The sequence below is a fragment of the Erwinia endophytica genome (assembly GCF_009295515.1).
In the GTDB taxonomy this organism is placed as follows: domain Bacteria; phylum Pseudomonadota; class Gammaproteobacteria; order Enterobacterales; family Enterobacteriaceae; genus Erwinia; species Erwinia endophytica.
In genome coordinates, this window is sequence record NZ_RQVV01000024.1 from 39,456 (window position 1) to 66,426 (window position 26,971).

General features: G+C 53.8%; 24 protein-coding genes and 3 pseudogenes. 21 read left to right on the forward strand and 6 right to left on the reverse strand.

Annotated elements, in window-relative coordinates; all coding sequences use genetic code 11:
* Positions 1-170 precede the first annotated feature (170 nt).
* The 3 genes from fadI to sixA all read left to right on the forward strand — a co-directional run bounded on the left by fadI (position 171) and on the right by sixA (position 4,292).
* On the forward strand, positions 171-1,481 hold the full coding sequence (gene fadI / locus EH228_RS08210) for an acetyl-CoA C-acyltransferase FadI (RefSeq protein WP_152321197.1): 1,311 nt from the start codon (positions 171-173) through the stop codon (positions 1,479-1,481).
* Positions 1,481-3,601, forward strand: a complete 2,121-nt coding sequence (gene fadJ / locus EH228_RS08215) for a fatty acid oxidation complex subunit alpha FadJ (protein WP_152321316.1) — start codon at positions 1,481-1,483, stop codon at positions 3,599-3,601. The genes fadI and fadJ overlap by 1 nt, the downstream gene beginning before the upstream one ends.
* A gap of 208 nt (positions 3,602-3,809) precedes the next feature.
* Positions 3,810-4,292: a phosphohistidine phosphatase SixA gene (sixA, locus tag EH228_RS08220; protein ID WP_152321198.1), complete on the forward strand. Its 483-nt coding sequence runs from the start codon at positions 3,810-3,812 to the stop codon at positions 4,290-4,292.
* A gap of 32 nt (positions 4,293-4,324) precedes the next feature.
* Here sixA and smrB read toward each other — a convergent pair whose 3' ends face one another.
* Entirely contained in the window at positions 4,325-4,876 is a 552-nt protein-coding gene (gene smrB, locus EH228_RS08225; protein WP_152321199.1) for an endonuclease SmrB, read from the reverse strand.
* Positions 4,877-5,039: 163 nt separating this feature from the next.
* On the opposite strand from smrB, the gene prmB reads away from it, so the two are divergent.
* From prmB to EH228_RS08255, 6 genes are read left to right on the forward strand one after another with little or no spacing between them, the layout of a single operon-like run.
* The gene (prmB, locus tag EH228_RS08230) at positions 5,040-5,972 is read left to right on the forward strand and encodes a 50S ribosomal protein L3 N(5)-glutamine methyltransferase (RefSeq protein WP_152321200.1); all 933 of its coding nucleotides are present in this window, start codon (positions 5,040-5,042) and stop codon (positions 5,970-5,972) included.
* A gap of 15 nt (positions 5,973-5,987) precedes the next feature.
* Positions 5,988-7,073 (forward strand): chorismate synthase, encoded by a 1,086-nt coding sequence (gene aroC / locus EH228_RS08235; RefSeq protein ID WP_152321201.1) that lies wholly within the window; start codon positions 5,988-5,990, stop codon positions 7,071-7,073.
* 4 nt (positions 7,074-7,077) lie between these two features.
* Positions 7,078-7,902, forward strand: a complete 825-nt coding sequence (gene mepA, locus EH228_RS08240; RefSeq protein ID WP_152321202.1) for a penicillin-insensitive murein endopeptidase — start codon at positions 7,078-7,080, stop codon at positions 7,900-7,902.
* A gap of 13 nt (positions 7,903-7,915) precedes the next feature.
* Positions 7,916-8,719 (forward strand): sulfite exporter TauE/SafE family protein, encoded by an 804-nt coding sequence (locus EH228_RS08245; RefSeq protein WP_152321203.1) that lies wholly within the window; start codon positions 7,916-7,918, stop codon positions 8,717-8,719.
* A 57-nt stretch (positions 8,720-8,776) separates the two neighbouring features.
* Complete coding sequence (locus EH228_RS08250; protein ID WP_152321204.1) at positions 8,777-9,322, forward strand: elongation factor P hydroxylase; 546 nt, start codon at positions 8,777-8,779, stop codon at positions 9,320-9,322.
* 24 nt (positions 9,323-9,346) lie between these two features.
* Positions 9,347-9,628 (forward strand): YfcL family protein, encoded by a 282-nt coding sequence (locus EH228_RS08255; RefSeq protein ID WP_152321205.1) that lies wholly within the window; start codon positions 9,347-9,349, stop codon positions 9,626-9,628.
* Between the two features lie 12 nt (positions 9,629-9,640).
* Here the strand turns inward: EH228_RS08255 and mnmC are convergent, their stop codons facing one another.
* Positions 9,641-11,650: a bifunctional tRNA (5-methylaminomethyl-2-thiouridine)(34)-methyltransferase MnmC2/FAD-dependent 5-carboxymethylaminomethyl-2-thiouridine(34) oxidoreductase MnmC1 gene (gene mnmC, locus EH228_RS08260; protein WP_152321206.1), complete on the reverse strand. Its 2,010-nt coding sequence runs from the start codon at positions 11,648-11,650 to the stop codon at positions 9,641-9,643.
* Positions 11,651-11,808: 158 nt separating this feature from the next.
* Here mnmC and fabB point away from each other — a divergent pair, with 158 nt between their 5' ends.
* Positions 11,809-13,029 (forward strand): beta-ketoacyl-ACP synthase I, encoded by a 1,221-nt coding sequence (gene fabB / locus EH228_RS08265; RefSeq protein ID WP_152321207.1) that lies wholly within the window; start codon positions 11,809-11,811, stop codon positions 13,027-13,029.
* A 352-nt stretch (positions 13,030-13,381) separates the two neighbouring features.
* A complete protein-coding gene (locus tag EH228_RS08270; RefSeq protein WP_152321208.1) occupies positions 13,382-14,557 on the forward strand; it encodes an MFS transporter in 1,176 nt (391 codons plus the stop codon).
* Here EH228_RS08270 and pdxR read toward each other — a convergent pair.
* Positions 14,551-15,984, reverse strand: a complete 1,434-nt coding sequence (pdxR, locus tag EH228_RS08275) for a MocR-like pyridoxine biosynthesis transcription factor PdxR (protein ID WP_152321209.1) — start codon at positions 15,982-15,984, stop codon at positions 14,551-14,553. The two genes, EH228_RS08270 and pdxR, sit on opposite strands and share 7 nt — an antisense overlap.
* An 87-nt stretch (positions 15,985-16,071) precedes the next feature.
* Between pdxR and EH228_RS08280 the strand changes: the two genes are divergently transcribed.
* Complete coding sequence (locus tag EH228_RS08280; protein ID WP_193323304.1) at positions 16,072-16,524, forward strand: rhodanese-like domain-containing protein; 453 nt, start codon at positions 16,072-16,074, stop codon at positions 16,522-16,524.
* A 3-nt stretch (positions 16,525-16,527) separates the two neighbouring features.
* Here the strand turns inward: EH228_RS08280 and flk are convergent, their stop codons facing one another.
* The 3 genes and pseudogenes from flk to EH228_RS20475 all read right to left on the reverse strand — a co-directional run.
* Positions 16,528-17,553: a flagella biosynthesis regulator Flk gene (gene flk / locus EH228_RS08285; RefSeq protein WP_152321211.1), complete on the reverse strand. Its 1,026-nt coding sequence runs from the start codon at positions 17,551-17,553 to the stop codon at positions 16,528-16,530.
* Between the two features lie 398 nt (positions 17,554-17,951).
* Positions 17,952-18,380 (reverse strand): putative T6SS immunity periplasmic lipoprotein, encoded by a 429-nt coding sequence (locus EH228_RS08290; RefSeq protein ID WP_152321212.1) that lies wholly within the window; start codon positions 18,378-18,380, stop codon positions 17,952-17,954.
* A 2-nt stretch (positions 18,381-18,382) separates the two neighbouring features.
* Positions 18,383-18,691, reverse strand: a pseudogene (locus EH228_RS20475) (type IV secretion protein Rhs); the annotation flags it as partial.
* A 7-nt stretch (positions 18,692-18,698) separates the two neighbouring features.
* Here EH228_RS20475 and EH228_RS08305 point away from each other — a divergent pair.
* From EH228_RS08305 to dedD, 9 genes and pseudogenes are all read left to right on the forward strand, one after another.
* Positions 18,699-19,192: pseudogene (locus EH228_RS08305) on the forward strand (IS1 family transposase); the annotation flags it as partial.
* 14 nt (positions 19,193-19,206) lie between these two features.
* Positions 19,207-19,651, forward strand: a pseudogene (locus EH228_RS08310) (tyrosine-type recombinase/integrase); the annotation flags it as partial.
* A 164-nt stretch (positions 19,652-19,815) separates the two neighbouring features.
* Entirely contained in the window at positions 19,816-20,970 is a 1,155-nt protein-coding gene (gene pdxB / locus EH228_RS08315; RefSeq protein WP_152321213.1) for a 4-phosphoerythronate dehydrogenase PdxB, read from the forward strand.
* Positions 20,971-21,082: 112 nt separating this feature from the next.
* Complete coding sequence (locus tag EH228_RS08320) at positions 21,083-22,093, forward strand: aspartate-semialdehyde dehydrogenase (RefSeq protein WP_152321214.1); 1,011 nt, start codon at positions 21,083-21,085, stop codon at positions 22,091-22,093.
* On the forward strand, positions 22,093-22,908 hold the full coding sequence (gene truA, locus EH228_RS08325; RefSeq protein WP_152321215.1) for a tRNA pseudouridine(38-40) synthase TruA: 816 nt from the start codon (positions 22,093-22,095) through the stop codon (positions 22,906-22,908). The genes EH228_RS08320 and truA overlap by 1 nt, the downstream gene beginning before the upstream one ends.
* A gap of 29 nt (positions 22,909-22,937) precedes the next feature.
* Positions 22,938-23,600, forward strand: a complete 663-nt coding sequence (locus EH228_RS08330; RefSeq protein ID WP_152321216.1) for a DedA family protein — start codon at positions 22,938-22,940, stop codon at positions 23,598-23,600.
* A gap of 263 nt (positions 23,601-23,863) precedes the next feature.
* The gene (gene accD, locus EH228_RS08335; RefSeq protein WP_152321217.1) at positions 23,864-24,769 is read left to right on the forward strand and encodes an acetyl-CoA carboxylase, carboxyltransferase subunit beta; all 906 of its coding nucleotides are present in this window, start codon (positions 23,864-23,866) and stop codon (positions 24,767-24,769) included.
* A 69-nt stretch (positions 24,770-24,838) separates the two neighbouring features.
* Positions 24,839-26,101, forward strand: coding sequence for a bifunctional tetrahydrofolate synthase/dihydrofolate synthase (gene folC, locus EH228_RS08340; RefSeq protein ID WP_152321218.1), 1,263 nt, complete (start codon positions 24,839-24,841; stop codon positions 26,099-26,101).
* Positions 26,091-26,819, forward strand: coding sequence for a cell division protein DedD (dedD, locus tag EH228_RS08345; RefSeq protein WP_152321219.1), 729 nt, complete (start codon positions 26,091-26,093; stop codon positions 26,817-26,819). The genes folC and dedD overlap by 11 nt, the downstream gene beginning before the upstream one ends.
* The last annotated feature ends 152 nt before the right edge of the window (positions 26,820-26,971 follow it).

Sequence of the window (26,971 nt, forward strand, 5' to 3'; positions counted from 1 at the left end):
CCTGTACACCGGCAATGAGTGGGGTCACCCGCTCATTGTTACGTAAAGCGTGTTTGTTCTCGCATTTTTCTGCCTCTCTCCGTGCAAAATGTAAAAATCTGGTTAACATTAAACAGGTCAGACCTCTTTGGCCCGCGATACCGTTTTCCAATTTTTTACAGGTGATAAGAATGCGTAAAGCATTACCTTTGCAGACTGGACAGGGCGCTCGTATTGCCATTACTCATGGTTTACGCACTCCTTTTGCTCGCCAGTCGACCGATCTGCAGGGGATCCCCGCCGTGGAACTGGGCCGCATGGTGGTCAGTGAACTCCTGGCCCGCAGTGAGATCCCGCCAGAAGTGATTGAGCAGTTGGTCTTTGGTCAGGTGGTGCAAATGCCGGAAGCACCCAACATTGCACGAGAAATCGTGCTTGGCAGCGGCCTCAGTGTGCATACCGATGCCTATAGTGTTAGCCGCGCCTGTGCGACCAGCTTTCAGGCGGTGGCTAATGTGGCGGAAAGTTTGTTGGCCGGAACCATTCAGGCCGGTATGGCCGGGGGCGCGGATTCTTCCTCTGTTTTGCCCATTGGCGTCAGTAAAAAGCTGGGGCGCGTGCTGGTCGATCTCAGCAAAGCCAGAACCTTCTCGCAGAAAATGAAACTGCTCAGCCAACTGCGCCCACGTGATTTGTTGCCAGTACCGCCTGCCGTGGCTGAATACTCAACGGGTTTACGGATGGGAGACACCGCGGAGCAAATGGCGAAAAGCTACAGTATTACTCGCGAGCAGCAGGATGCACTGGCGCATCGTTCCCATCAGCGAGCGACCCGAGCCTGGGAAGAGGGACGACTGACCGGGGAAGTGATGACTGCTTTTGTGCCGCCGTGGCGCAACGCGCTGGAAAGGGACAATAACCTGCGGCCACAATCGAGGCTGGAAGATTACGCCAGACTGCGTCCTGCCTTTGATCGTAAACACGGTACGGTCACTGCAGCTAACAGCACGCCGCTAACCGATGGTGCAGCCGTGGTGGTGTTGATGACCGAGTCCCGGGCGAAATCGCTGGGAATTGTGCCATTGGGGTATCTGCGCAGCTATGCCTTTACCGCAATATCGGTCTGGCAAGACATGTTACTGGGGCCGTCTTTCGCCTCGCCGCTGGCGCTGGATCGCGCTGGAATAACCCTGAACGACCTGGCATTGATTGATATGCATGAGGCGTTTGCTGCCCAGACATTGGCTAACATGCAGCTATTTGCCGATGCACGTTTTGCCCGCGAGGTACTGAACCGTGGTCACGCGTTAGGGGAAATCAATCAAGAGAAATTTAATGTACTGGGCGGTTCGATAGCCTACGGTCATCCTTTTGCCGCCACGGGGGCCCGAATGATCACTCAGACACTCAATGAGCTACGCCGTCGCGGGGGAGGGCTGGGATTGGTCACCGCCTGTGCGGCAGGTGGTTTGGGAGCGGCAATGGTGCTGGAGGTCGAATGATGGATCTGCAATCGGCATTCACGTTCACTATGCGGCCGGATAACGTCGGGGTGATCACTGTTGATACGCCTGATGAGAAAATGAATACGCTGAAGGCTGCGTTTGCCGGGCAAATTCGGCAAGTGATTGCCGGGGCGCGTCGCTATCCACACCTGGCCGGGCTGGTGATTATTTCCGGCAAGCCGGACTCTTTTATCGCGGGCGCGGATATCGCTATGATTGACGCCTGTGCTTCAGCCCAGGAAGCAGAAGAACTTGCCTGCCAGGGCCAGCAAGTGATGTCAGAGATTGCTGCGCTTTCTGTTCCAGTGGTTGCCGCCATTCACGGCGCTTGCCTGGGAGGAGGGTTGGAACTGGCGCTGGCCTGCCATCAGCGGGTTTGCTCGTTGGATGATAAAACCCGTCTGGGCTTGCCGGAAGTGCGCCTGGGACTGTTGCCCGGTTCTGGCGGTACGCAGCGATTACCCCGTCTGATTGGCGTTTCTGGTGCGTTGGAGATGCTACTGACGGGGAAAACATTACGGGCTGAGCAGGCGTTAAAAATAGGTCTGGTGGAGGATGCCGTACCACAGTCGATTTTGCTGGAAACGGCGGTAAAGATGGCACGGGCGGGATACCATCCACACAAAACTCTGCCGCTGCGTGAGCGGTTACTGAATACGTCGGCAGGACGGACGTTGCTGTTTATGCTGGCGACTAAACGGAGTCAGGCTAAAACCCGCGGCAACTATCCCGCCACACAAAAAATCCTGTCGGTGGTAAACACGGGTTTGCAGCGGGGAGATAGCGCGGGTTATGCCGCTGAAGCGAAAGCGTTCGGACAGTTAGCGATGACGCCGGAGTCTGCTGCGCTGCGCAGCATTTTCTTTGCTACCACGGCAATGAAGAAAGCGCTCGGGGCTGGCGCGATACCGCGGGAGATTAAAACGGTCGGTGTGTTGGGCGGTGGACTGATGGGGGGCGGGATCGCGTTTGTTACCGCGACCTACGGTAAACTGCCGGTGCGTATCAAAGACATCAACACGGCAGGCATTAACCGTGCGCTGAAATACAGTTGGGATTTGCTGAGCAAAAATGTGCAGCATCGCCGCATGACGCCGATGCAAAGGCAGCAGCAGATGGCGTTGATCAGTGGCGGCATGGATTATCAGGGTTTTCATCAGCGTGATGTCATTATCGAAGCGGTGTTTGAAGATCTCTTACTCAAGCAACAAATGATAGCGGAAGTGGAAGCTCATACTTCCGCACAGACCATTTTCGCCTCGAATACTTCTTCGTTATCCATTGGCGATATTGCCGCTAATGCCCAACGTCCGCAGAATGTTATCGGGCTGCACTTTTTCAGCCCGGTGGACAAAATGCCGCTGGTCGAGGTTATCCCTCATACCCGCACCAGTGCTGAAACCATTGCCACTACAGTTGCGCTGGTGAAGAAACTGGGGAAAACGCCGGTGGTGGTAGCAGACAAAGCCGGGTTCTATGTGAATCGTATTTTAGCCCCTTATATTAATGAGGCGATGCGCTGCCTGCTGGAGGGGGAACCCATTGAGACTATCGACCCCGCCTTGCTGGATTTTGGTTTCCCCGTGGGGCCAATCCAACTGCTGGATGAGATCGGTATCGATATCGGCGCGCATATCATGCCCGTGCTGGAGAAGGCCTGGGGAGCACGTTTCAGCGCGCCTGAAGCCTTTAATGCAGTGCTGAATGATAACCGTAAGGGCAAGAAAAATGGTCGGGGTTTCTATTTATATGACCGTAAAAAAACAGGCAGAAAAAAGTCGGTGGATACCCGCATCTACCGGTTGCTGAACATCACGCCGACGCGTCATCTGGGGAGCGATAATATCATTCAGCGCTGCGTGATGATGATGTTGAACGAAGCAGCAAGAACGCTGGATGAAGGCGTGATCAGTTCCGCGCGCGAGGGTGATATTGCGGCTGTCTTTGGCATGGGTTTTCCGCCGTTTCTGGGGGGGCCGTTTCGCTATATGGATCGACTCGGCGCGGCCCAGGTCGTGAATACGTTAGCGTTGTTGACGCAATCACAGGGCGATCGTTTTATCCCCTGTGAGCGCCTGCGACAGATGGCCCATTCCCAGGACACTTTTTACAAATGAGTGTCTAAGCATCATAGCCATGATGATTCAGGGGGTTAGATTTTATCCTTCCAAAAGGGGATATCGTACTGTTCTGGAAAGTGGTTATTTAGTAAACAATCGGTTGACTATACTCAAGGCATTGGGGTACAACACCACGTTCATTCACTGAATGAAGAGTCGGAAAGCGGTTTTTTCTGGCGTTTTTGTTTAACAACAGCGGTGCATTATGCAAGTTTTCATTATGCGTCACGGCGATGCGGCTTTAGATGCAGCCAGTGATTCAGTCAGACCTCTGACTCATTGCGGCTGTGATGAATCACGCCAGATGGCGAATTGGCTCAACGGCCAGGCAGTCGATATTGAGCGAGTGTTGGTCAGCCCTTATCTGCGGGCTGAGCAAACGCTGGCAACGGTGCGTGAAGCGTTGACGCTGCCGGATGGACAGGATGTTCTGCCGGAGCTGACGCCGGGCGGCGACCCTGCGCTGGTGGCCTGCTATTTGCAGGTATTGGCGAAAGAAGGGGTTAAATCGGTGCTGGTCATTTCCCATCTCCCACTGGTGGGCTATTTGGTTTCTGAGCTTTGCCCACAGGAAGCACCGCCGATGTTTGCCACTTCCGCCATTGCCTGCATCGACTATGATGCAGAAAACGCCAGTGGTACGCTTGAATGGCACATCAGTCCTGCAAAGCTGGCTAAAGCGATGTAGTTTCTGCGCGGGCCGGTTTCCCGGCCCCCCTCTTAAGGGAGTTCCGGCGGTTGCCATTCTTCCACTTCAATCAGTACCAGCAGTGCGGCATCTCCGCCGAACAACCTGGGCGCCTGATGAAAAGCCATCACCAGCGGATGCTGTGCCAGCCACAGTGGGGTTTGTTGCTTCAGCACATGCTTACCGTGGCCGTGCATGACGCTGGCGCAAAAGATGTGTTCACGACGACAGGCGGCAATCAGCGCACCCAGTTCCTCTTTCGCCTGTTTCTGTGTTAAGCCATGCAAATCCAGAAAAATCTCGGGCGTATAGTCACCACGGCGTAGCTTTTTCAACTCATAATGGCTGGCGTCACTGCGGACGTAACGCACCGGACCGTCGTCCGCCAGCAGTGGCTGGAATTCATCGGAAAAATAGTGGCTGGCGTTCATTTGTTCAGACAACAGGCGCTTTTGCGGCACAGCCGTTATTTTTTTGCGTATCGGTTTAGGGACAATGGTGTCCTGAGTCAGCTTGCGGGTATCGCTCATCAGTCCGCGGAACAGAGCTTTATCTTCGGCGCTTAAGGGGTTTTTTTTACTCATCTCATTCTCCTTGCGGCACCGACTTAAGTTATCAGCCATCCAGTTTACCCTGGCTTTTCCTGTCAGATAAACAAATGTCAGCTTTTTCACGCTGCTGCGCTGAATTATCGTCAGCTTCATGGCAAACTAACGACCGAGTTAAGTTTGGCCTGTGGAGGGCGCTTTGGACAAAATTTTCGTCGATGAGGCAGTCAGCGAGCTGCATACCATTCAGGATATGCTGCGCTGGTCGGTTAGCCGTTTTGCTGCCGCCGATCTCTGGTATGGACACGGCACGGATAACCCCTGGGACGAAGCGGTTCAGTTGGTGCTGCCCACGCTCTATCTGCCGCTGGATATTCCGGAAGATATGCGTACCGCGCGCCTGACTTCCAGTGAGCGCCACCGTATCGTCGAGCGGGTTATTCGCCGTATTAACGAGCGTATCCCTGTCGCCTATATGACCAATAAAGCGTGGTTCTGCGGCCATGAATTTTACGTCGATGAGCGAGTACTGGTGCCCCGATCACCCATTGCTGAGCTGATCAACGAACGTTTTGCGGGCATTCTGCCACATGAGCCCGGGCTTATTCTGGATATGTGTACCGGCAGTGGTTGTATCGGCATTGCCTGTGCTTATGCTTTCCCTGCTGCTGAAGTTGACGTGGTGGATATCTCCGCTGATGCGCTGGCGGTCGCTGAGCAAAATATTGATGCGCACGGCATGCAACACCATGTCACGCCAATCCGTGCTGACTTGTTCCGCGAGTTACCGAAAACACCTTATGATCTGATCGTCACCAATCCACCTTATGTGGATGAGGACGATATGGATGATCTGCCCGGTGAATACCGCCACGAACCGGTGTTGGGCCTGGCTGCGGGCAGTGATGGTCTGAAACTGGTACGCCGTATTCTTGCCTGTGCGCCGGACTACCTCAGTGAAGATGGGGTGCTGATTTGCGAGGTGGGTAATAGCATGGTGCATATGGTGGAGCAGTATCCTGACGTGCCGTTTACCTGGCTGGAATTTGCCAATGGCGGCGACGGAGTCTTTATGCTGACTCGTCAGCAGATTGTTGATGCACAGCACCACTTCCGCATTTATAAAGATTAAAAATCAGAGGATTACATGGCTGGTAATACAATTGGACAACTCTTTCGCGTCACCACTTTTGGTGAATCCCATGGTGTGGCGTTGGGCTGCATTGTTGATGGTGTCCCGCCGGGGATCCCGTTGACGGAAGCTGATTTGCAGCATGATCTTGATCGCCGCCGACCAGGGACGTCGCGTTATACCACGCAACGTCGCGAACCGGATCAGGTGAAAATTCTTTCCGGCGTGTTTGAAGGCGTTACCACAGGCACCAGTATTGGCCTGCTGATTGAAAATACCGATCAGCGCTCGCAGGATTACAGTGCGATCAAAGACCTGTTCCGTCCCGGACACGCGGATTACACCTACGAGCAGAAATATGGCCTGCGTGACTATCGTGGCGGCGGGCGCTCTTCCGCGCGTGAAACGGCGATGCGGGTGGCCGCTGGCGCGATTGCCAAAAAATACCTTGAGATGAAATATGGCATTAAAGTACGCGGTTATCTGGCACAGATAGGCGATGTGGTTTGTGAACTGAAGGACTGGGAGCAGGTTGAACAGAACCCGTTCTTCTGTCCGGATGTGAGCAAAATCGAGGCGCTGGATGAACTGATGCGTACGCTGAAGAAAGAAGGGGACTCGATCGGTGCGAAAGTCACGGTGCTGGCCGAACAGGTGCCGGTTGGCCTGGGCGAACCGGTCTTTGATCGTCTGGATGCTGATCTGGCCCATGCGCTGATGAGCATCAACGCGGTGAAAGGTGTGGAAATTGGCGATGGTTTTGCAGTAGTTAACAAACGTGGCAGTGAACACCGTGATGAAATCCGTGCTGATGGCTTCCAGAGCAACCATGCGGGTGGCATCCTCGGAGGCATCAGTACCGGACAGAGCATTCTGGCGACCATTGCCATGAAACCCACCTCCAGCATTACGGTTCCGGGTAAAACCATCAACCGTTTCGGCGAAGAAGTTGAGATGATCACTAAAGGCCGTCACGATCCCTGCGTGGGGATCCGCGCGGTGCCGATCGCGGAAGCGATGATGGCTATCGTATTGATGGATCATTTACTGCGCCAGCGGGCCCAGAACGCTGACGTTCATACGGATATTCCTCGCTGGTGATGTCATGAAAAAAATACTGATGGCGCTGGGTGCGCTATTGATCAGCACCTCAGCGCTGGCCGCCACACCGTGGCAGTCCATCCACCAGCCGATAAGTGGTAAGCCGCAGTCCATTGGCTCTTTTGCTAACGGCTGTATTATCGGCGCGCATCCTTTACCCCTGGAAGCGCCGGATTATCAGGTGATGCGCCAGGATCAGCGGCGTTTCTTCGGTCACCCGGATTTGATCCTGTTTATTCAGCGTCTTAGCGATCAGGTACACCATTTACAACTGGGTGAAGTGCTGATCGGCGATATGGGCATGGCGGCAGGCGGCCGCTTCAGCAGCGGTCATGCCAGCCACCAGACCGGCCTGGACGTGGATATCTGGCTACAGTTGCCGAAAACGCGCTGGACGTCAGCGATGTTGCTTAAGCCGCAACCACTGGATTTGGTTTCCGCAGACGGCAAAAATGTCGTGGCTCGTTACTGGCGGCCTGAAATTGACAGCCTGATAAAACTGGCGGCGAAAGATAATGATGTGACACGCATTTTCGTCAATCCGGCGATTAAAAAGCAACTTTGTGCTGATGCTGGCGCCGATCGTGGCTGGTTACGCAAGGTGCGCCCATGGTTTGGTCACCGAGCGCATATGCATGTGCGTCTGCGTTGCCCACCTGGCAGTCTGGAGTGTCAGGATCAACCCGCTCCGCCACCGGGCGATGGTTGCGGCGCCGAATTGCAAAGCTGGTTTGCGCCGCCAAAACCAGGCAAAACTGCCCCGGTAAAACGTGAGCCGCCACCGTTACCGCCTTCCTGCCAGGCTTTACTGGGTGAACATCGGCTTTAGGAACTGAAAGAAAATGGATTGGTTTGTCGTCAGCCCGCAGTGGGTCGGGCTGCTGTTTCTGGTGGCGATGGTGGCGGCGTTTATTGACGCCATTGCTGGCGGCGGCGGATTATTGACGGTTCCCGCACTGTTGTTTGTCGGTCTTTCTCCCGCTCAGGCGCTGGCGACCAATAAATTGCAGGCGGTGGGTGGCTCTTTTTCGGCCAGTCTCTATTTCGTACGGCGCAAAGCGGTCAACCTGCGTGAGCAATGGCTCAACATTGCTATGACGTTTATCGGTGCGGTGACAGGGGCCATCCTGATCCAGCATCTTCAGGCGGGTCTGCTGCGCCAGGTTCTTCCGCTACTGTTGATCGTTATTGGGCTCTATTTCTTACTGATGCCAAAAATTGGCGAAGAAGATCGTCAGCGTCGGCTGCATGGTCTGCCTTTTGCGCTGATCGCCGGTGGCGGTGTTGGTTTTTATGACGGCTTTTTTGGTCCTGGCGCCGGGTCGTTTTATGCGCTGGCGTTTGTCACGCTGTGCGGCTATAACCTGGCGAAATCCACAGCCCATGCCAAAGTTCTTAACTTCACCTCCAACTTCGGCGGTCTGATATTCTTTATGTTTGGCGGTAAGGTTGTCTGGGGAACCGGTCTGGTAATGCTGTTGGGCGCTATTTGCGGGGCCAGACTGGGCGCCCGCATGGTGCTAAGCCGGGGGAAGACGCTGATCCGCCCGATGGTGGTTATCGTTTCAGCCGTGATGAGCGCCAGGTTGTTGTATGACAGCCACGGAGCGGCCATTGCCGCATGGTGCCATCGCCTTTTTGGCTAATAGAAGCCCAGGTGCGCCACGGATTTGGCGCGATATTTTACAGAAGATGAATAATCCATGTGTTCTTCACACCATTATCAGCAACTGATTGATATTTTTGATCGCTGTTTTTTTGCCGATTATCAGACCCGCCTGATTAAAGGCGACGATGAACCGATCTATCTTCCTGCTGATCAGGATGTTAATTACCACCGTGTGGTGTTTGCACACGGTTACTATGCCAGCGCGTTGCATGAAATTTCACACTGGTGCATCGCTGGCGCTGAACGTCGTAAACAGATAGATTTTGGTTACTGGTATTGTCCGGACGGGCGTGATGCCCTGACTCAGAGCCAGTTTGAGGCGGTGGAAGTGAAGCCGCAGGCGCTGGAATGGATGTTTTGTGTTGCTGCCGGGTTTCCCTTCAATGTAAGTTGTGACAATCTCGATGGGGATTTTGAGCCTGATCGCATTGCGTTCCAGCGTAAAGTCCATGCTCAGGTTGTCAGGCAGTTGGAAAAGGGCATTCCTGCCCGGCCGGCTCGTTTTATCGCTGAACTGGGTAAGTACTACTCAACCCCTCCGCTGACGGAGGCACAGTTTCCCTGGCCGGAAGATCTGTGAACCGGGGAACGGATAAGGAATTTTATGATCGATGAATTTGAAGCGCGTATCCTGGCTCTGATCGATGGCATGGTGGACAGCGCCAGTGATGACGAGCTGTTCGCCAGTGGGTATCTGCGTGGACATTTGACGCTGGCGGTGGCCGAGATCGAACAATCTGGCGAGCACACGCCGGAAGCGTTGCAAATTCAGGTGCAGAATAGTTTGCAGAATGCTATCCAGGCTGGGGAGCTTTCTCCTCGTGACCAGGCACTGGTGATCGGGATGTGGGATAACCTGTTTCTGCAGGCGCGTAAATCAGCCTGATGAGCGTCTGAGTCAGGAAACTGACTTCACCGCTTTCCCTTTCAACAATTTCCGCACCCAGTAGCGATTAGGGTGGGTGGCGGCCAGGGTATCCCTGTCCAGAGGGATCGGCTCGTCGCACAGTTCCGCCGCCAGGACTTCCGCCGCCAGCGGGCCGCTGCACAATCCTCTGGAACCCAGCGCTCCCAGCACGAACAGACCTTGATGCACCGGCGCTGCAACGGCTTGTTCTCGCTGAGTCGCCAGGCTGGCATATTGTGCAAGAGTTTGCTGATAGTCGGGCAGCGGACCGATCATCGGCAGATGATCACGTGTTGCACAGCGCACGCCGCAACGGGCGCTTCCTGCACTGACATCCACTTCCTGCGCCCAGTCGGCATCAGGCAGGCAACGAATCAACCGCTGACGATTTTCACGCTGATCATCTTCACGCCAGGCTGTTGAGCTGTCGGCGCGGTGATAGCTGGCACCAATGCAATGATGCTGATTAGCGGGATTAACCGGGGTGAGATAGCCGTCATAGCACAGCACTTGCTTTAGTTTGCCAAGAGCGGGGGTAGAAGGGATGTGACTGACCTGACCGCTCACCGCATAGGCTGGCAGTTTCTCACTTTGTGCAAAAGAAGCCAGCGCATGACCCGTCGCCAGCACCACGTTTTTATGGCTTTGTGGCGGGCGTGCGGCAAAATGCAGTTGCCAGCCTGACGGGGATGGCGTCATGTTTGTCAGTCGGTGTTGCCAGTTCACCGTTAGCCCCTGTTGCTCAGCCAGTTGGAATAGTGCAGGGGTCAGTTGCTCCGGCGACAGCCAGCCTCCCAGTGGATAGGTCATCCCGCCGCAGTGAGTTACTACGCCGCTCAACATTGCTGTTTCTTCAGCGTTCACGCCACGGGCAATCGCTTCAGGCAGGCGCATGGCCAGTAACTGGTTTATTTTGTCACTGCTTTTTTCATCCCAACCCAGTTGTAAGACGCCACACCAGTCATGATCGAAGTTGACCGGCAGCTGGTCATAGAGCCGACGAGCAAAAGTAAACGCCCCCGGGAAGAAGCGGGCCAGTGCGGGATCATGATGGTTAAGCAGAGGATACAACGCCCCCTGGCGATTGCCGGAAGCCCCCTGCGCAGGCCTGTCATCGGCACAGTAAAGGGTGACTTTTTTGCCCCGACGCAACAGGGCGAGTGACAACAGCGCGCTGGCGATCCCGCCACCGATAATAGCGATATCATCTCCCGCGGCAGAAGGGCGTGAATACCACGGCGCCTGTACGGGGATTTCGTCAGATTGTTCAAATACGCCGAAAAGCATCTCGCGTTTCGGGCCAAACCCTTTGCGTTTACTTATCGTAAAACCGGCTTCCTGCAAGCCCCGACGCACCACACCGGCAGAAGTGAACGTTGCCAGCGTACCGCCGGTGCGGGCCATTTTCGCCATACAGGTGAACAGTTCCGGCGTCCACATTTCCGGATTTTTTGCTGGCGCAAAGCCATCAAGAAACCAGGCATCGACCTGTCGATACAGACTGTCATCAAAGGTGTGAATGAGCTGGTTAATATCGCCAAACCACAGGTCGAGCGTCACGCGCCCACCATCCAACAGCAGGCGATGACAGCCAGGCAGGGGAACTGGCCACTGTTTACGCAGCGCGGCAGCATAGTTCTCCAGTTCCGGCCAGCGGGCATGGGCATGAGCCAGATCACTCACATTTAACGGAAATTTCTCACAGCTGATAAAGTGTAAACGCTGTAGCCTGGCATCGGGGTGTGCTGACAGAAAAGCATCAAAAGCCTGCCAGAGCGTTAAAAAATTCAGGCCGGTACCAAAACCGGTCTCCGCAGTGATAAATAATTCGCGGGGATGCGTGTTAAACCGTGCGGGTAAATGATTACCGTCAAGGAACACATAACGCGTCTCTTCCAGGCCATTTTCATTGGAGAAATAGACGTCGCCAAACTCTCGGGATACAGGTGTACCCTGTTCATTCCAGCTCAGTTCAGCATGTTCGATGGAGGTGATTTTCACGGTAAAAGCTCAGTTATCAGGCGATGCCGCGATTGTAACGGTGTGAGTGAGCCCACGCAAATTTACAAAAGTTAACCGCTGATCGGACTTGTTCGGCTTACAACTGTAAGCTAAAGTGCCTGTCGAATCCTAAATATGAGCAGTGAAAGAGGTATTGAATGAAACGTGCAGTGATTACTGGCCTGGGTATCGTTTCCAGCATTGGTAATAACCAAGAGGAAGTCCTCGCGTCGCTGCGTGAAGGGCGCTCCGGCATTACCTTTTCTCAGGAGCTGAAAGATTCCGGCATGCGTAGTCACGTCTGGGGCAACGTCAAACTGTCTAAAGACGAGATCTCCAGCCTCATTGATCGCAAAGTTTTGCGTTTTATGAGCGAGGCGTCCATTTATGCCTATATTTCTATGCTGGAAGCGGTAAAAGACGCCGGACTGAGCGCTGAGCAGTATCAGAACAATCCACGTGTAGGGTTGATTGCCGGTTCCGGCGGCGGTTCGCCATTCAACCAGGCGGCAAGCGTAGATGGTATGCGGGCTAAAGGCCTGCGTGGCGTTGGCCCCTATATGGTGACCAAAGCCATGGCCTCCGGTGTTTCCGCGTGTCTGGCGACACCGTTCAAAATTCACGGTGTGAACTATTCCATCAGTTCCGCTTGTGCCACTTCTGCGCACTGTATCGGCAACGCTGTGGAGCAAATTCAACTGGGTAAACAGGATCTGGTCTTTGCCGGCGGTGGTGAAGAACTGTGCTGGGAAATGTCCTGTGAGTTTGACGCGATGGGCGCACTGTCCACTAAATACAATGAAACACCAGAAAAAGCGTCACGTACCTATGATACCAGCCGTGATGGTTTCGTTATCGCGGGCGGCGGCGGTATGGTGGTGGTTGAAGAGCTGGAGCATGCGCTGGCGCGTGGTGCGCATATTTATGCTGAAGTGGTGGGGTATGGCGCGACGTCGGATGGCGCAGATATGGTTGCCCCGTCAGGCGAAGGCGCGATGCGTTGTATGCGCCAGGCTATGCAGGGTGTTGATACCCCAATCGACTATGTGAACACGCATGGTACCTCGACGCCGGTAGGCGATGTGAAAGAGCTGGGGGCAATCCGCGAAGTGTTCAGCGGCAGTACACCGGCGATGTCCGCCACCAAAGCCATGACCGGTCACTCTCTCGGCGCGGCGGGCGTACAGGAAGCGATTTACTCTCTGCTGATGCTGGAGCATGGCTTTATCGCGCCAAGCATCAACATTGACGAGTTGGACCCGGCGGCGGAAGGTTTGAACATTATTACTAAACCTACCCAACAGCAGTTGAAAACGGTGATGTCCAACAGCTTTGGTTTTGGCGGTACCAACGCCACGCTGGTGATGCGTAAGCTGTAATTACCTTTAACCCCGCTCCCCTGGGGGGGGGCTGGAATGTTAACGCCCACGGCCATTAACTGCGGTGGGCGTTTTTATTTAACAGCCTGTTCCGCAGTGGAATGTTGCCTTAAGTTGTTGCTGAGTCTGTGGTGAGCGGTTGTGATTTTGTGTGCGCTCCAGGTGGGAGTGTGATTGACGCTCGGTTCACTTTCCGCCAGACTTATTTCAGTAATATTTCCCTTCAGCATCGTCACGATGTTGCGTAAGCGTTTAACGTTAACCAACGCACCCTGCCTGTTGTGGTACAACGGGCGTGTATGGGTGCGTCTGTCCGACGGCCCTTACGTTATAACAAGGAGCAACGTGACTCATGTCTTCAATCACACAAGACCGGCCCGCGCAGACGACTCTCTCACTGGCCAGTATTTGTTTTGCCGTATTTTTAACTTATCTGACGGCGGGCCTTGCGTTGCCGGTGATCCCGTTGTTTGTTCACCAGGAACTGGGACTGAATAACGTCATGGTGGGCGTGGCGGTAGGCGTGCAGTTTTTTGCCACGCTGCTGACGCGAGGATATGCGGGCAAACTGGCCGATCAGCGCGGGGCGAAGCGTTCGACATTACAGGGAATGCTGGCCTTCGCGCTGGTCGGGTTCGCCTATGTGGCGTCTGCGGAATTACCGTTGCCGGTGATGGCTAAATTTTTGTTGCTGGTGGCTGGTCGTTTGCTGTTGGGATTTGGTGAAAGTCAATTGCTGACCGGAAATCTGACCTGGGGCATGGGGTTGGTCGGCCCTAAGCGATCCGGCCAGGTGATGTCGTGGAACGGCATGGCGATTTACGGCGCGCTGGCCGCTGGCGCGCCATTGGGTCTGTTGCTGCATAACCTCTGGGGATTTATGGGGCTGGGGATCGCCACCATTGTGCTCCCGGCGTTGGCGCTGTTGTTTAACTTTTGGGTGAAGGCGGTGCCGCCGCACGGTGGCGAGCGGCCTTCACTGTGGAAAGTGGTTAAGCAGATCCTGGCCCCAGGTTGCGCTCTGGCTCTACAGGGAACCGGTTTTGCGGTTATAGGAACCTTTACCACGCTTTATTTCGCCAATCAGCACTGGGAAAATGCCGGTTACACGTTGACGGCTTTTGGGCTGGCCTTTGTACTGATGCGCATTTTCTTTGGCTGGATGCCTGATCGCCTGGGCGGGATACGAGTGGCGCTGTTTTCGCTGGCGATCCAGACGACAGGATTGTTACTGGTGGGACTGGCGACTCACGGCTGGGTGGCGCTGATCGGCGCAGCCGTGACCGGCGCCGGGTGCTCGTTGGTGTTCCCGGCACTGGGCGTGGAAGTGGTGAAGCGGGTTGAACCGCAGGTGCGTGGCACGGCACTTGGCGGATTCTCAGCTTTTCAGGATGTCGCATACGGCGTTACTGGTCCGTTAACGGGAATTCTGGCGACCTCGCTTGGCTATGGCTCTGTTTATCTTGCTGGCGCGGTATGCGCGGTGTTGGGGATCGTGGTCACACTGAATTTCGCCAGAAATCAGTAATGCAGGCGAGCCAGTTTATCCACGGCCTGAATAATCTCTGCCCGTTGCAGGGCGGAGAATCCCAATAACCAGCCTTGTTGTGGTGTTTCACCAGTATACAGAGGCGATAACCGAGGCAGGATTAATCCGTTCTTCCGCGCCTCATTGGTTAACCGCTCTTCGCCTCCTTGCGGCAATGTCACGGTGAGTTGCAGACCGCAACTGTGGCTTAATGGCAACAGTGGGGTGCCCAGTTGGCGATGCAGTTCACGCAGCAGCAGATGGCGTCGGCTGGCATAGAGTTTTCGCATCAGCCGCAAATGAGCCTGGAAGTGACCATGGTTAATAAAGTCTGCGGTGACCGCCTGCATCAGTTGTGCATTGTGACCGTCCATCACACTGCGTAACCGACAGCAGGCATCAACCAGCGAAGGCGGCACCACCAGATAAGCCAGCCGTAGAGAAGGGAACAGGACTTTGGAAAAGGTCCCCACGTACAGTACCCGTTCATCCTGATCCAGCCCCTGTAATGCCGGCATCGGCTGATCGTCATAATAAAACTCACTGTCATAATCGTCTTCGATAATCCAGCAGTTCTGATGGCTGGCAAATGCCAGCCATTGCAGGCGGCGCTCCAGGCTCATGGTGACCCCAGTGGGATATTGATGCGAAGGTGTGAGATAGACCAGTCTGGGGGCGGGATGGCTGGGTAACATCGCGCCCTGAGAATCCAACGGAATACTGATAACCTGGGCTCCGGCATGAATAAAGGCATTGCGGGCGCCAGGATAACCCGGTTCTTCAAGCCAGATCGGAAAGCCCGGGTCGCACAGCAGCGTTGCCAGCATTTGTAGCGCCTGTTGGGAACTGGTGAGGATGATCACTTGTGCGGCATCGCAGCGTAAGCCACGTGACTGACCGAGATAGCGAGCTACTGCTGCCCGTAATTCTGCTAATCCCTGCGGATCGCCATACCCCATGAGTTTTTCCGTTGAATGGCGCAGGCGTTGACTGAGCAGGCGACGCCATATGTCATGAGGAAAAGCCCGTAAATCTGGCGAACCAGCGGCAAAAGCCTGTGGAAAGAACGGGTCCTGACAACCTCCGGTAGCAACAATCTGTTGTCCACGGGATGAGAGTATGGGGAACGAAGTCCGGGGTATTTTCTTTACCCGGCGATCGGCTGGCAGAGCGATTGCCACAAAGGTGCCTTTGCCGATTTTACGTAATAAATATCCTTCGCTTTCGAGCTGTGCATAAGCCGCTTCCACCGTCACCCGGGATAGTGATAAATCTGTGGCCAACAGGCGAGAAGAGGGAAGGCGCTCGCCCTTTTGCAGCGTACCATGAGCAATCAACTGGCGTAATGTAGCGCACAATTTATCCCGCAAGGTCTGAGCCTGCTGTGCGGCAAAAAGAGAGAGCAGGGGAACGGTAGTCAGCGGCATAATGGTCTTATCATCCAGATGAAATGGGTATCATGGTTAAGGCCATTTCACCGTATCATCAGGTGATACATTACTCAAAGGAGTTCATTGATGACTGTTTCCGCTGTTTTACAATTTCCGCCGCCTTCCGCCACACAAAGTGCTGCCGGGTTGCTGGACAAGCTGGCCCATTACACTGATGCCTGGGATCTGGCGCAGGATTTGGCGAATGGCGTTACGGAGATCGTGGTGATCGATACCCGTTCGGAAGCGCAGTATCAGACCGGGCACATTTGTGGCGCGATCAGTTTCCCGCATCGCCGCATGACAACTGAAACACTGTCGGTGCTGGATAAAGAAAAAGTCTATGTCACTTACTGTGATGGCATTGGCTGTAACGGCTCCACCAAAGGAGCATGGAAACTGGCCAGTGCGGGCTTCCGGGTGAAGGAATTGATTGGCGGGCTGGATTTCTGGCTGCGCGACCATCATCCGGTGGCTCAGGGGACAGAAACGGGCGAATGGCCGATGCAGAGGGGGCTGAACGATTGTCATTGCTGAATCTCAAAGCCAGCACCATAGCAGTAAGGCGAGCAGGATGAATACAGCCAATGTGGTGAGCAGCGGGTGGGTGGTCAGTGGTCGCAGCAATGTCGACGCATAGTCAAACCGTGAGGCAACAGGCGGCAGCGGATTGATTTCGTCAGCGGTCAGCGGGGGCTCGCGTAATCTTGCGGCACGACGGGTGAAGAGCAGGTTGAGCAGGTCCTGAGCCTGGACGGAAGTCAGAACCGCTTGCGTAGCCAGGTGGAAACGCTGTTGGCTGGCGTCTTCCAGCATTTTCTGCTCAACGTTATCCGGCGGTACTTTTAGCAAAGAAAGCAGCATCGGCAGTGTTAGTGTCGTGTGCTGGCTCAGCGTCTGGCTGGCTTGTAAATACTGGGTCAGCAGAGGGAACAACCGTGATGGGATCGGATCACCATTGTGCAGGTTGACTATTTTGAGTACCGAGAACCACAATCTGGCTGGCTGTTCACCGGTTGCGGCGGCCAGCTTAGCAACCTGCTGATTCAGCGTATGATGCTCAGCAGGCAACAGCGTACGGTCGGTGATGTGACTTTGCTGCGGCTGCGGGATCGCTATTTGACCATTTTGCAACATGGTCAGCACCTGACGCATCTGGTCGGGATTCAGCGAACTGAGCACGGTAAGACCAAACTGTTGGCGAATAAAATCACTGACCGCCTGACGATTATTCCCTTGTGGCAGCAGATCGCTCAGTTGCTGGAATAACTGCCGGCTGGCATGGGTGTTTTGTACCTGCGACAACCGGGTGTTAAGAAACTGCTCAGCGGCAGGAAAATGGTGCGATAAAAGACCCGCGTCATTTTTCACCCCGACTTCGTGACGTAAACCCGCCCACAGTTCAGCAGACTTCAGGGTGCTAAGCGACATGATTTTAACCATCAGCCTTTCCAGCGTAGTGCGCTGGGTGGGGGACAGCGGCTGAGCGCTCTGAGGGGACGGGGTGGTATTGTTCACGGTATGATCGCTGGGGATGGGTGCACCGGGGCCACTAAGAGGTTGCATGGCGAAATCCTTAACTCATGGGGCAAAATCCGGAGCGCCGGAAAAGTGTGATTCATTATAATAACAATCCGGCCCAGTGATTGACAGCATCACACGATTATCGCTTCAGGCGAATTGTGGCAGTATAGGCCCTCACCGTGATAATGCAGGAGCCTGATTGTGAAAATCCTCGTTGATGTTTTTTTGGTATTTAATAATCATCTGAAATAAAAGGACTTATTTCTTCCTGTATCCACGAGTTGACCACGCTTCGAACAAAAAGCCCCGCAATGTTTGCGGGGCTTTCTTTTGTCAGGGCATATCAAATGGCCATTTCGAGCTGGTTCAGGCATAAACCTGCAGTGTTTTTGATGGCAAAAAAAGAACACTTCTTTGAGTGACATTTTCTGCAATTCAACTTAGCGCGTTATTTCGCTATCGGTAAGTGGGATGTTTTCAACATGCCCGCCCGAGAATTTAATCCCCGTTACAACGCTTCTTTGTGACCCCTGTTTACCGGGTTCTTCGAGTATATATTGTACAATGTATTGCCCATTATCGGGGAATCGATAAAATCCGGGCGGAATGCACAAATTACCACGGTCTATGGTCAGATCAGGTGAGTCTTTTACTGACAACGGCTGTGGAGGTGTACCTCTGGGATTTATTGAGATCAGTGAGGGCTGGGAATTACCAGCATCTGGAACTCTGAAGCATATGTTTTCCCCAACCTTACTAACCGTTGTTGTTTCGTCTGCTTTTAATCGGTCACCTGAACCTGGGCATCCAGTCAGAAAAAAAATTGAGGTAATCAATAAAAGAGAATTTTTTTTAGTTTTATTCTTCATCATCATCCCCATGGAAAGTAGCGCATTGTTTCATTGTACTTTTGTTTGATCACTGCTTCGCTCAGGTCACCATCCAATGTAATATCGCCTCTTCTTCTGAGAGTTATCCATAAATGCATAACCGTAATTTTTCAATATAAAATGGTCTGCAATAATTTGGGCCTGTTGTTCCATTGGATAGCGCCTTAAAGGCCGGCCATCCAGCCTGTAGCGATAGCTGACAGCAAAACTGATTAAACCTCTCGCGATAACTTCATGCCTCTTTCACGTTGCCATACGTGGCTCATTTCATGAATGAAAAGGTGCTTATAGGGATAGTCAGCTACGGAACTGAAAGTCGGTATCAACACCGTCATACGCGCATTAAAAAACTCGCACCGAAACAGGTGACATCTTCGCCAGCCGCTCATGCCGATGTCGCCCTTATCGGCGAGCTGGATGAACAATGGAGCGTTGTTGGCAGCAAGGCCCGACAGCACTGGCTCTGGGATGCATACAATACAAAAACAGGCGGTGTTCTGGCTTACACCTTTGGCCCACGAACCGATGAAACGTGCCGTGAACTGCTTGCGTTGCTCGCTCCTTTTAACATCGGCATGATGACCCGCGACAACGGGGGCAGTTATGCCAGAGAAGTGCCGAAGGATAAGCCTCTGACCGGCAAGATTTTCACTCAGCGTATTGAGCGTAACAACCTGACACTGAGAACCCGAATCAAAAGGCTGGCTCGCAGAACCCTCTGCTCCTCACGCTCTGTTGAGCTTCATGAAAAAGTCATCGGTGCCTTTATCGAAAAATACATGTTCTACTAATCGAAGGCATCACCCTCTGTCTCAGCACCGGTACACGGCGGAGTGAGGGTAGTACACTAAGGGGTGAGCAGGTAGGTGGTACATAACTGCGTGACATTCCTGGAAACTAAAAATGGGAAAAAACGCACAGTCCCGATTTCTCAGGTTGTCTCTGATGCCATCAAGACAAGAGAGAGCGGCACCCTGTTTGATGTTAAGTACCGGGAATTTTGCCTGATCCTGAAGAGGGTTAAACCTGATTTGCCGAAAGGGCAGGCTGCACACGTGCTGCGTCATACATTCGCGAGTCATTTTGCGATGAACGGTGGGAACATTATCGCGTTACAGAGGATACTTGGCCACGCCATCATCCAGCAGACCATGGCTTACGCGCATTTTGCGCCTGATTATCTTCAGGATGCAGTAGCGTTTAATCCGCTGGGGGGAGGGCTAACTGTCCACACAGTGACCACATGGTAATGATTTTGATCGGTTTATAATGGCTTATTTGGGCGGTGTGAGAAATGGCCTGTTTGCATCATCGCCCATAATACTGATAAGGTTATGTGTATGTATTATAATGCTTTTACATATATTCCAGACTGTTGTAAGGCAGCCGCTACGGGTATGGGGAATTGATTTTTATGGAAGTAAAAAAAGTGCTCAAGATCCTCGTTGATGAAAATATGCCGTACGCCCGTGAGTTATTTAGCCACACGGGTAACGTGGTTGCTGTACCAGGACGTCCGGTGCCGCAGGCCGAACTGAATGATGCTGATGGGCTGATGGTACGTTCGGTCACTAAGGTCAACGCTGAGTTACTGAGCGGTAAACCCGTGAAGTTTGTCGGCACAGCCACCGCCGGGACCGATCATATCGATGAGGCATTTTTGCAGGAACAGGGGATTACCTTTTCTGCCGCGCCGGGATGTAATGCGATTGCGGTAGTGGAATATGTTTTCTCGGCTTTGCTGCTACTGGCGGAGCGCGATGGTTTCCTGCTACAAGACCGTACGGTCGGCATTGTCGGGGTTGGCAATGTGGGGAGGCGGTTGCAGGCCCGCCTGGCGGCGCTGGGCATTCGTACATTGTTGTGTGATCCGCCTCGCGCTGATCGGGGAGATGAGGGCGATTTCCTGCCATTGTCCACTCTGGTGAACGAGGCTGATATTCTCACTTTCCACACGCCGTTATTTAAACAGGGTGAATATAAAACCCTGCATTTGGCCGATGAAGCGTTACTGATGGCGCTTAAGCCTGGCACGATTTTGATTAACGCCTGCCGTGGGCCGGTAGTGGATAATGCCGCTTTGTTAAAGGTACTGGAGAAACGCCGCGATCTGAGTGTGGTGCTGGACGTTTGGGAACCCGAGCCGGAGCTGTCTCTGCCGCTACTGGACAAAGTGGATATTGCGACCGCGCATATCGCGGGTTATACGCTGGAAGGCAAAGCGCGTGGTACCACTCAGGTCTATGAAGCCTGGACGACATTTCTTGGTAAGCCGGAGCATATTGCGCTTGATACGTTGCTGCCAACGCCGGAATTCGCTAGCGTGACCCTCCACGGTAAGTTGGATCAGTCAACGCTAAAAAGACTGGTTCATCTGGTGTATGATGTGCGCCGCGATGATGCGCTGCTGCGTAAAGTAGCCGCGATAGCGGGCGAGTTCGATCGGTTACGTAAGCATTATCAGGAACGTCGTGAATGGTCTTCGCTACACGTAATCTGTGATTCGGAGCAAACGGCGACTCTGCTGGCGGAACTTGGCTTTAAGGCGCGTTTCCAGCCCGCTTCCTGACGTGAGTCTGGCAGCTTGTTAAGGTTGCTATAAGGTATTAGAAATAATCTTATTTTCTGGGCGGTGTTGTCACCGCCTTATGTTTTTGTGTCATTGTCTGGAGTAAACCAACATGTCTGACGGCTGGAACATTGCGCTATTGGGCGCGACAGGCGCCGTAGGGGGGGCGGTACTGGAACTGCTGGCGGAACGCCAGTTCCCGGTTGGTGAGCTGTATTTGCTGGCGAGCGAACGCAGCGCGGGCGAAAATTTGCGCTTTGCCGGTAAAACGTTGCTGGTTAACGATGCCAGCGATTTTGACTGGTCTCAGGCGCAGTTGGCATTTTTTGTCGCAGGACGAGAAGCCTCCGCGCGTTATGCCGATGAGGCGGCAAACGCGGGTTGCCTGGTGATTGATAGCAGCGATTTATTCGCGCTGGAACCGGATGTGCCGCTGGTGGTGCCGGATGTGAATCCACAGGTGCTGGCCGATTACCGTAACCGCAATATCATCAGTGTGGCGGACAGCATGACCAGCCAGTTACTGTGTGCTATCAAGCCGCTGGTTGATCAGGCCGGTCTTGGGCGCTTGCAGGTGACCAGCCTGATCGCCGCCTCGGCTCACGGTAAGGCAGCCGTAGATTCACTGGCGGGCGAGAGTGCTCGTTTGCTGAACGGTTTACCGGCTGAAGAGACATATTTTGGTCGTCAGCTGGCCTTCAACATGCTGCCGTTATTGGCCGATGCTGAAGGTAGCGTGTTGCAGGAGCGCCGTTTAATCGACCAGGTGCGCAAAGTGTTGCAGGACGCAGGTTTGCCGATCTCGGTGACAACCGTTCAGGCACCGGTTTTCTATGGCAATGCGCAAATTGTGCATATCGAAAACTTGCGCCCGATGTCGGCAGAAGAAGCGCGAGAAGTACTGATGCAGGCAGACGATATTGCTCTGTCTGATGAAGATGACTATCCGACTCAGGTGGGGGATGCCTCCGGCAACGTGCAGCTCAGCCTGGGGTGTGTGCGCAACGATTATGGCGTACCGGAGATGCTGCAGTTCTGGTCGGTGGCTGACAACGTGTGTTTTGGCGGCGCGTTGATGGCGGTGAAAACCGCTGAGAAGCTGGTGCAGGAGTATTTTTACTGATGTCCGAAGCAGTCTTGCCGCAGCAGGCCATCAAGCTGGCGCTGGGCATTGAATATGATGGCAGTCGCTACTATGGCTGGCAGCGGCAGCAGGAAGTACGATCGGTGCAGGAAAAACTTGAACAGGCGCTTGCCAGTGTGGCCAACCATCCGGTTAACGTGTTTTGTGCTGGACGCACGGATGCTGGCGTGCACAGTACCGGGCAGGTAGTGCATTTTGACACCACCGCGCAGCGTAAGGATGCCGCCTGGACGCTGGGCGTGAATGCTAATCTGCCGGATGATATTGCGGTACGTTGGGTTAAATCTGTTCCTGATGATTTTCATGCCCGGTTTAGCGCCACGGCGCGACGTTACCGCTATGTCATCTATAACAGTCGCTTGCGTCCGGCAGTCCTGCACCATGGCGTCACGCACTTTTACCATCCTCTGGATGTGGAAAAAATGCAACGCGCTGGACAGGTTCTGTTAGGCGAAAATGACTTCACGTCGTTCCGGGCGGTGCAATGTCAGTCACGCTCTCCCTGGCGCAATGTGATGCACCTGAATGTCAGCCGCTTTGGTGCTTACGTGGTGGTGGATATCAAAGCTAACGCGTTTGTCCATCATATGGTGCGCAATATTGTCGGCAGTCTGATGGAAATAGGCTGTGGAAATCAGCAGGAAAGCTGGATGGCAGAGCTGCTGGCAGCGAAAGATCGCACGCTGGCCGCAGCGACAGCCAAAGCTGAAGGGCTTTATCTGGTCGCCGTCGATTATCCTGAACATTTTGATTTACCACGTCCGCCGATGGGTCCACTGTTCCTCGCGGATTAAATCTGACCTGGAGTATCAAGGAAACTGCTATGGAACTGATTCATATCGTCATTGATTTTATTCTGCACATTGATGTCCATTTGCAAGCGATGGTTGCGCAGTACGGCGTCTGGATTTATGCCATTTTGTTTCTTATCCTGTTTTGCGAAACTGGGTTGGTTATTATGCCGTTCCTGCCGGGTGACTCGCTGTTGTTTGTGGCCGGTGCTCTGGCGGCAGTTCCGGATAGTGCGCTGAATGTACACATCATTGTGCTACTGATGGCGGTAGCGGCTATCGTTGGTGATGCGGTTAACTATACTATTGGCCGGTTATTTGGCGATAAATTGTTCAGTAACCCAAACTCGAAGGTTTTTCGTCGCAGCTACCTCGATAAAACACATCAATTTTTCGAGCGTCACGGTGGGAAAACGATTATCCTGGCGCGCTTCGTGCCGATTGTTCGTACCTTCGCGCCGTTTGTTGCTGGTATGGGTAAAATGTCCTATCGACATTTTGCGTTGTTCAATGTGGCGGGCGGCCTGATTTGGGTGCTGTTGTTCTCATATGCCGGTTACTTCTTCGGCAACCTGCCTGTAGTACAGCGGAACATACATTATCTGATTATTGCGATCCTGGTGGTATCGGCCCTGCCGGGCGTAGTGGAAGTTCTGCGCCATCGTCGTGGGGCTCGACAGACGAAATCGCAATAACACCTCGCTAAGCTGACGCCCGGTGACGAGATTTTTCCCACCGCATCGGGCGGTTCAGTAACCCTAAAAAGAGCGTGGGATAGGTCTGGGACAGATTTGGAAAGGTCGGCGTTGACCTGATTTATCGTTCGAAGTGGTGTGGTAACTCATTGATGAATATGTAGCGAATTGTCGTATTATGTGGTGTAATACCGTCTAAATGTTATACCAAAATTGGCGTTAACTCGTTGATTTAAAATGATTAATCACATATAGAGTCATCAATGAGCTGGATTGAACGAATTCTCAACAAGAGCACTATCACTCCTTCGCGCAAAGCCAGTATCCCGGAAGGTGTCTGGACCAAATGCGACAGCTGCGGGCAGGTTCTGTATCGCGCCGAGCTGGAACGCAACCTGGAAGTTTGCCCGAAATGCGATCACCACATGCGTATGCATGGTCGTGAGCGTTTGCATAGCTTACTGGACGAAGGATCGCTGGTTGAGCTGGGTAGTGAGCTGGAGCCAAAGGATGTGCTCAAGTTCCGGGATTCAAAAAAATATAAAGATCGTCTGGTGGCGGCTCAGAAAGAGACCAATGAGAAAGATGCGCTGATCGTGATGAAAGGTACGCTGTATGGCATGCCCGTTGTCGCGGCGGCATTTGAGTTTTCCTTTATGGGGGGCTCCATGGGATCGGTGGTTGGCGCGCGTTTTGTCCGTGCAGTCGAGCAGGCGTTGGGAGATCATTGCCCAATGATCTGTTTTTCTGCTTCCGGGGGTGCCCGTATGCAGGAAGCGCTGATGTCGCTGATGCAGATGGCCAAAACCAGCGCGGCGTTGGCGAAAATGCAGGAGCGTGGTCTGCCGTATATTTCCGTGTTGACTGATCCGACAATGGGCGGGGTTTCCGCCAGCTTCGCGATGCTGGGCGATCTGAATATCGCTGAGCCAAAAGCGTTGATTGGTTTTGCCGGACCGCGCGTTATTGAACAGACGGTGCGTGAGAAGTTGCCGCCCGGTTTCCAACGCAGTGAATTCCTGATCGAGAAGGGTGCGATTGATATGATTGTGCGCCGTCCGGTAATGCGTTTCAAACTGGCGAGTATCCTGGCGAAGATGATGAATTTGCCGGCACCGCGCGAAGACAGCGTGACTGAGATGGTGGCTGACGATGCACCCCAGCCATGAGCCTGACTGATGATGGAAGGGGTGAATAGCCCCTTTTACCAATGAACCGTAATGTTATGAACGGGACTAATGGATAATCTTCCTCAAGCCACGTCGCCTTTGGCTGCGTGGCTTCATTATCTTGAGAATCTTCATACTCAAGCTATCGAACTTGGGCTGGCTCGCGTTCAGCGTGTGGCGACACAGCTCAATCTGTTAACGCCTGCTCCAGTGGTATTCACCGTCGCCGGGACCAATGGCAAAGGAACGACCTGTCGGACGCTTGAAACATTGCTGCTGGCAGCGGGATACCGGGTTGGGGTCTACAGTTCTCCGCATCTGTTACGTTACACCGAACGGGTGCGCATTCAGGGTGAAGAACTGGCGGAATCCGAACACACCGCCTCGTTTGCTGATATTGAAGCAGGGCGTGGTGATACCTCTCTGACTTACTTCGAGTACAGTACGCTTTCTGCGCTGTGGCTGTTTAAACGCGCGGAACTGGATGTGGTTATCCTTGAAGTTGGGTTGGGGGGGCGCCTGGACGCCAGCAATATTGTGGACGCGGATATCGCCGTCATTACCAGTATCGCGTTGGATCATACCGACTGGCTGGGGCCGGATCGTGAAAGTATTGGTCGCGAAAAAGCCGGGATATTCCGTCGGGGAAAACCCGCCGTAGTGGGGGAACCGGAGATGCCGGCAAGCATTGCCACAGTGGCTGATACACTGGGAGCAAACTTGCTACGGCGTGGGCGCGACTGGTCTTTTACCGTGGGTGAGAACGACTGGTCATTCAGTGATGCGCAGGGCGCTTTGAATGGGTTGCCACTGCCGCAAGTACCTCTGCCTAATGCGGCAACTGCGCTGGCTGCGCTGAGAGTCTCTCCCCTGACGGTGGATGCCTCGGTTATTTACGCCTGGCTGGATAAAGCGATTTTACCGGGCCGTTTTCAAACGGTCTCGCAGGTTCCCCGAATTATTCTGGATGTGGCGCATAATCCTCATGCGGCGGCTTATCTTGCCGACCAACTGAGCACGTTGCCGAAAACGGGCAAAGTACATGCGGTAGTGGGGATGTTGCATGACAAAGATATTGCCGGAACGCTGGCTTGCCTGGCGACGCAGGTTGATTACTGGTACTGCGCGCCGCTGGATGGTCCACGTGGTGCCAGCGCAGAGCAACTCATGACGCATTTGTCTGAGGCCAGGGCCTTCCCCAGTGTGGCCGGGGCGTTTAACTGTGCTCGTCAGCAGGCGTTGGCGCAAGATATTGTGTTGGTGTGTGGTTCGTTCCACACCGTTGCACAGGTAATGGAAACGATGGAAACGGAGAGCGGCAGTGGCAAGTAAGTTTCAAAACCGTTTAGTCGGGACCGTCATTATTGTGGCATTGGGCGTCATTATTCTGCCAGGTTTGCTGGACGGTAAGAAAAAACATTACAAAGAAGAGTTCGCGGCGATCCCGCTGGTGCCGAAACCGGGTGATCAGCAGGAGACGGATATGGTGCCGCCGGTAACACAATCACTGCCGGCTCAGCCGCCGGAAGGCGCTGGTACGGCAGTGGAAGGGTACAGCAACGATAACACCTCACAGGCGGAGAGCGGTTCAACTGCGCCGCAGTCGACGAACCGCCCAACGGTTGTGTCGCCGCCGCCGATGCAACCGTCCAGGTCGGATCAGCAGCAAACTCAGGTTGAGAAAACGAAGCCGGTAGAAAAACCTAAACCGACGGTGGCGCAGAAACCGAAACCGAGTGAAAAACCGCAGATTCAGCCGACAGAACCGCAGCAAACGCAGCCTGTTCCGCAGGAGCGTGCGCCAGTTGGTCAGGCTTATGTGGTGCAACTGGGGGCGTTGAAAAATGCCGCCAGGGCAAGTGAAATTGTCGCGCAGTTACGTCTGTCGGGTTACCGTGCTTTCACGGTGCCTTCCACGCCAGTCCAGGGGCAAATCACCCGGATCTACGTGGGACCGGATGCATCAAAAGCGAAGATGCAGGCGGCAGTCAGCGAGTTGAAAGGGATCTCAGGGCTGAGTGGCGTAGTGAAACCTTACAGCGCTCGTTGATTGACGGTTGGTAGCCGCGGCGATGTAAAAACCAGAGAGTCTTGCTGGCGGTTTACTCAGCGGGACCGCTCAGGTCTGATTATTTTAAGTAAATCAGCAATTCATCTCTCTGGTGGTCATCGCTGGGGGGGCACCTGTTGTCAGGGAGCGTA

Bases quoted from the DNA above. Each gene is read 5' to 3' on its own strand.
- fadI (WP_152321197.1), top strand. From the start codon at position 171: ATGCGTAAAGCATTACCTTTGCAGACTGGACAGGGCGCTCGTATTGCC.
- fadJ (WP_152321316.1), top strand. From the start codon at position 1,481: ATGGATCTGCAATCGGCATTCACGTTCACTATGCGGCCGGATAACGTC.
- sixA (WP_152321198.1), top strand. From the start codon at position 3,810: ATGCAAGTTTTCATTATGCGTCACGGCGATGCGGCTTTAGATGCAGCC.
- smrB (WP_152321199.1), bottom strand. From the start codon at position 4,876: ATGAGTAAAAAAAACCCCTTAAGCGCCGAAGATAAAGCTCTGTTCCGC.
- aroC (WP_152321201.1), top strand. From the start codon at position 5,988: ATGGCTGGTAATACAATTGGACAACTCTTTCGCGTCACCACTTTTGGT.
- mepA (WP_152321202.1), top strand. From the start codon at position 7,078: ATGAAAAAAATACTGATGGCGCTGGGTGCGCTATTGATCAGCACCTCA.
- EH228_RS08245 (WP_152321203.1), top strand. From the start codon at position 7,916: ATGGATTGGTTTGTCGTCAGCCCGCAGTGGGTCGGGCTGCTGTTTCTG.
- EH228_RS08250 (WP_152321204.1), top strand. From the start codon at position 8,777: ATGTGTTCTTCACACCATTATCAGCAACTGATTGATATTTTTGATCGC.
- EH228_RS08255 (WP_152321205.1), top strand. From the start codon at position 9,347: ATGATCGATGAATTTGAAGCGCGTATCCTGGCTCTGATCGATGGCATG.
- fabB (WP_152321207.1), top strand. From the start codon at position 11,809: ATGAAACGTGCAGTGATTACTGGCCTGGGTATCGTTTCCAGCATTGGT.
- EH228_RS08270 (WP_152321208.1), top strand. From the start codon at position 13,382: ATGTCTTCAATCACACAAGACCGGCCCGCGCAGACGACTCTCTCACTG.
- pdxR (WP_152321209.1), bottom strand. From the start codon at position 15,984: ATGCCGCTGACTACCGTTCCCCTGCTCTCTCTTTTTGCCGCACAGCAG.
- flk (WP_152321211.1), bottom strand. From the start codon at position 17,553: ATGCAACCTCTTAGTGGCCCCGGTGCACCCATCCCCAGCGATCATACC.
- EH228_RS08290 (WP_152321212.1), bottom strand. From the start codon at position 18,380: ATGAAGAATAAAACTAAAAAAAATTCTCTTTTATTGATTACCTCAATT.
- pdxB (WP_152321213.1), top strand. From the start codon at position 19,816: ATGGAAGTAAAAAAAGTGCTCAAGATCCTCGTTGATGAAAATATGCCG.
- EH228_RS08320 (WP_152321214.1), top strand. From the start codon at position 21,083: ATGTCTGACGGCTGGAACATTGCGCTATTGGGCGCGACAGGCGCCGTA.
- truA (WP_152321215.1), top strand. From the start codon at position 22,093: ATGTCCGAAGCAGTCTTGCCGCAGCAGGCCATCAAGCTGGCGCTGGGC.
- EH228_RS08330 (WP_152321216.1), top strand. From the start codon at position 22,938: ATGGAACTGATTCATATCGTCATTGATTTTATTCTGCACATTGATGTC.
- accD (WP_152321217.1), top strand. From the start codon at position 23,864: ATGAGCTGGATTGAACGAATTCTCAACAAGAGCACTATCACTCCTTCG.
- folC (WP_152321218.1), top strand. From the start codon at position 24,839: ATGGATAATCTTCCTCAAGCCACGTCGCCTTTGGCTGCGTGGCTTCAT.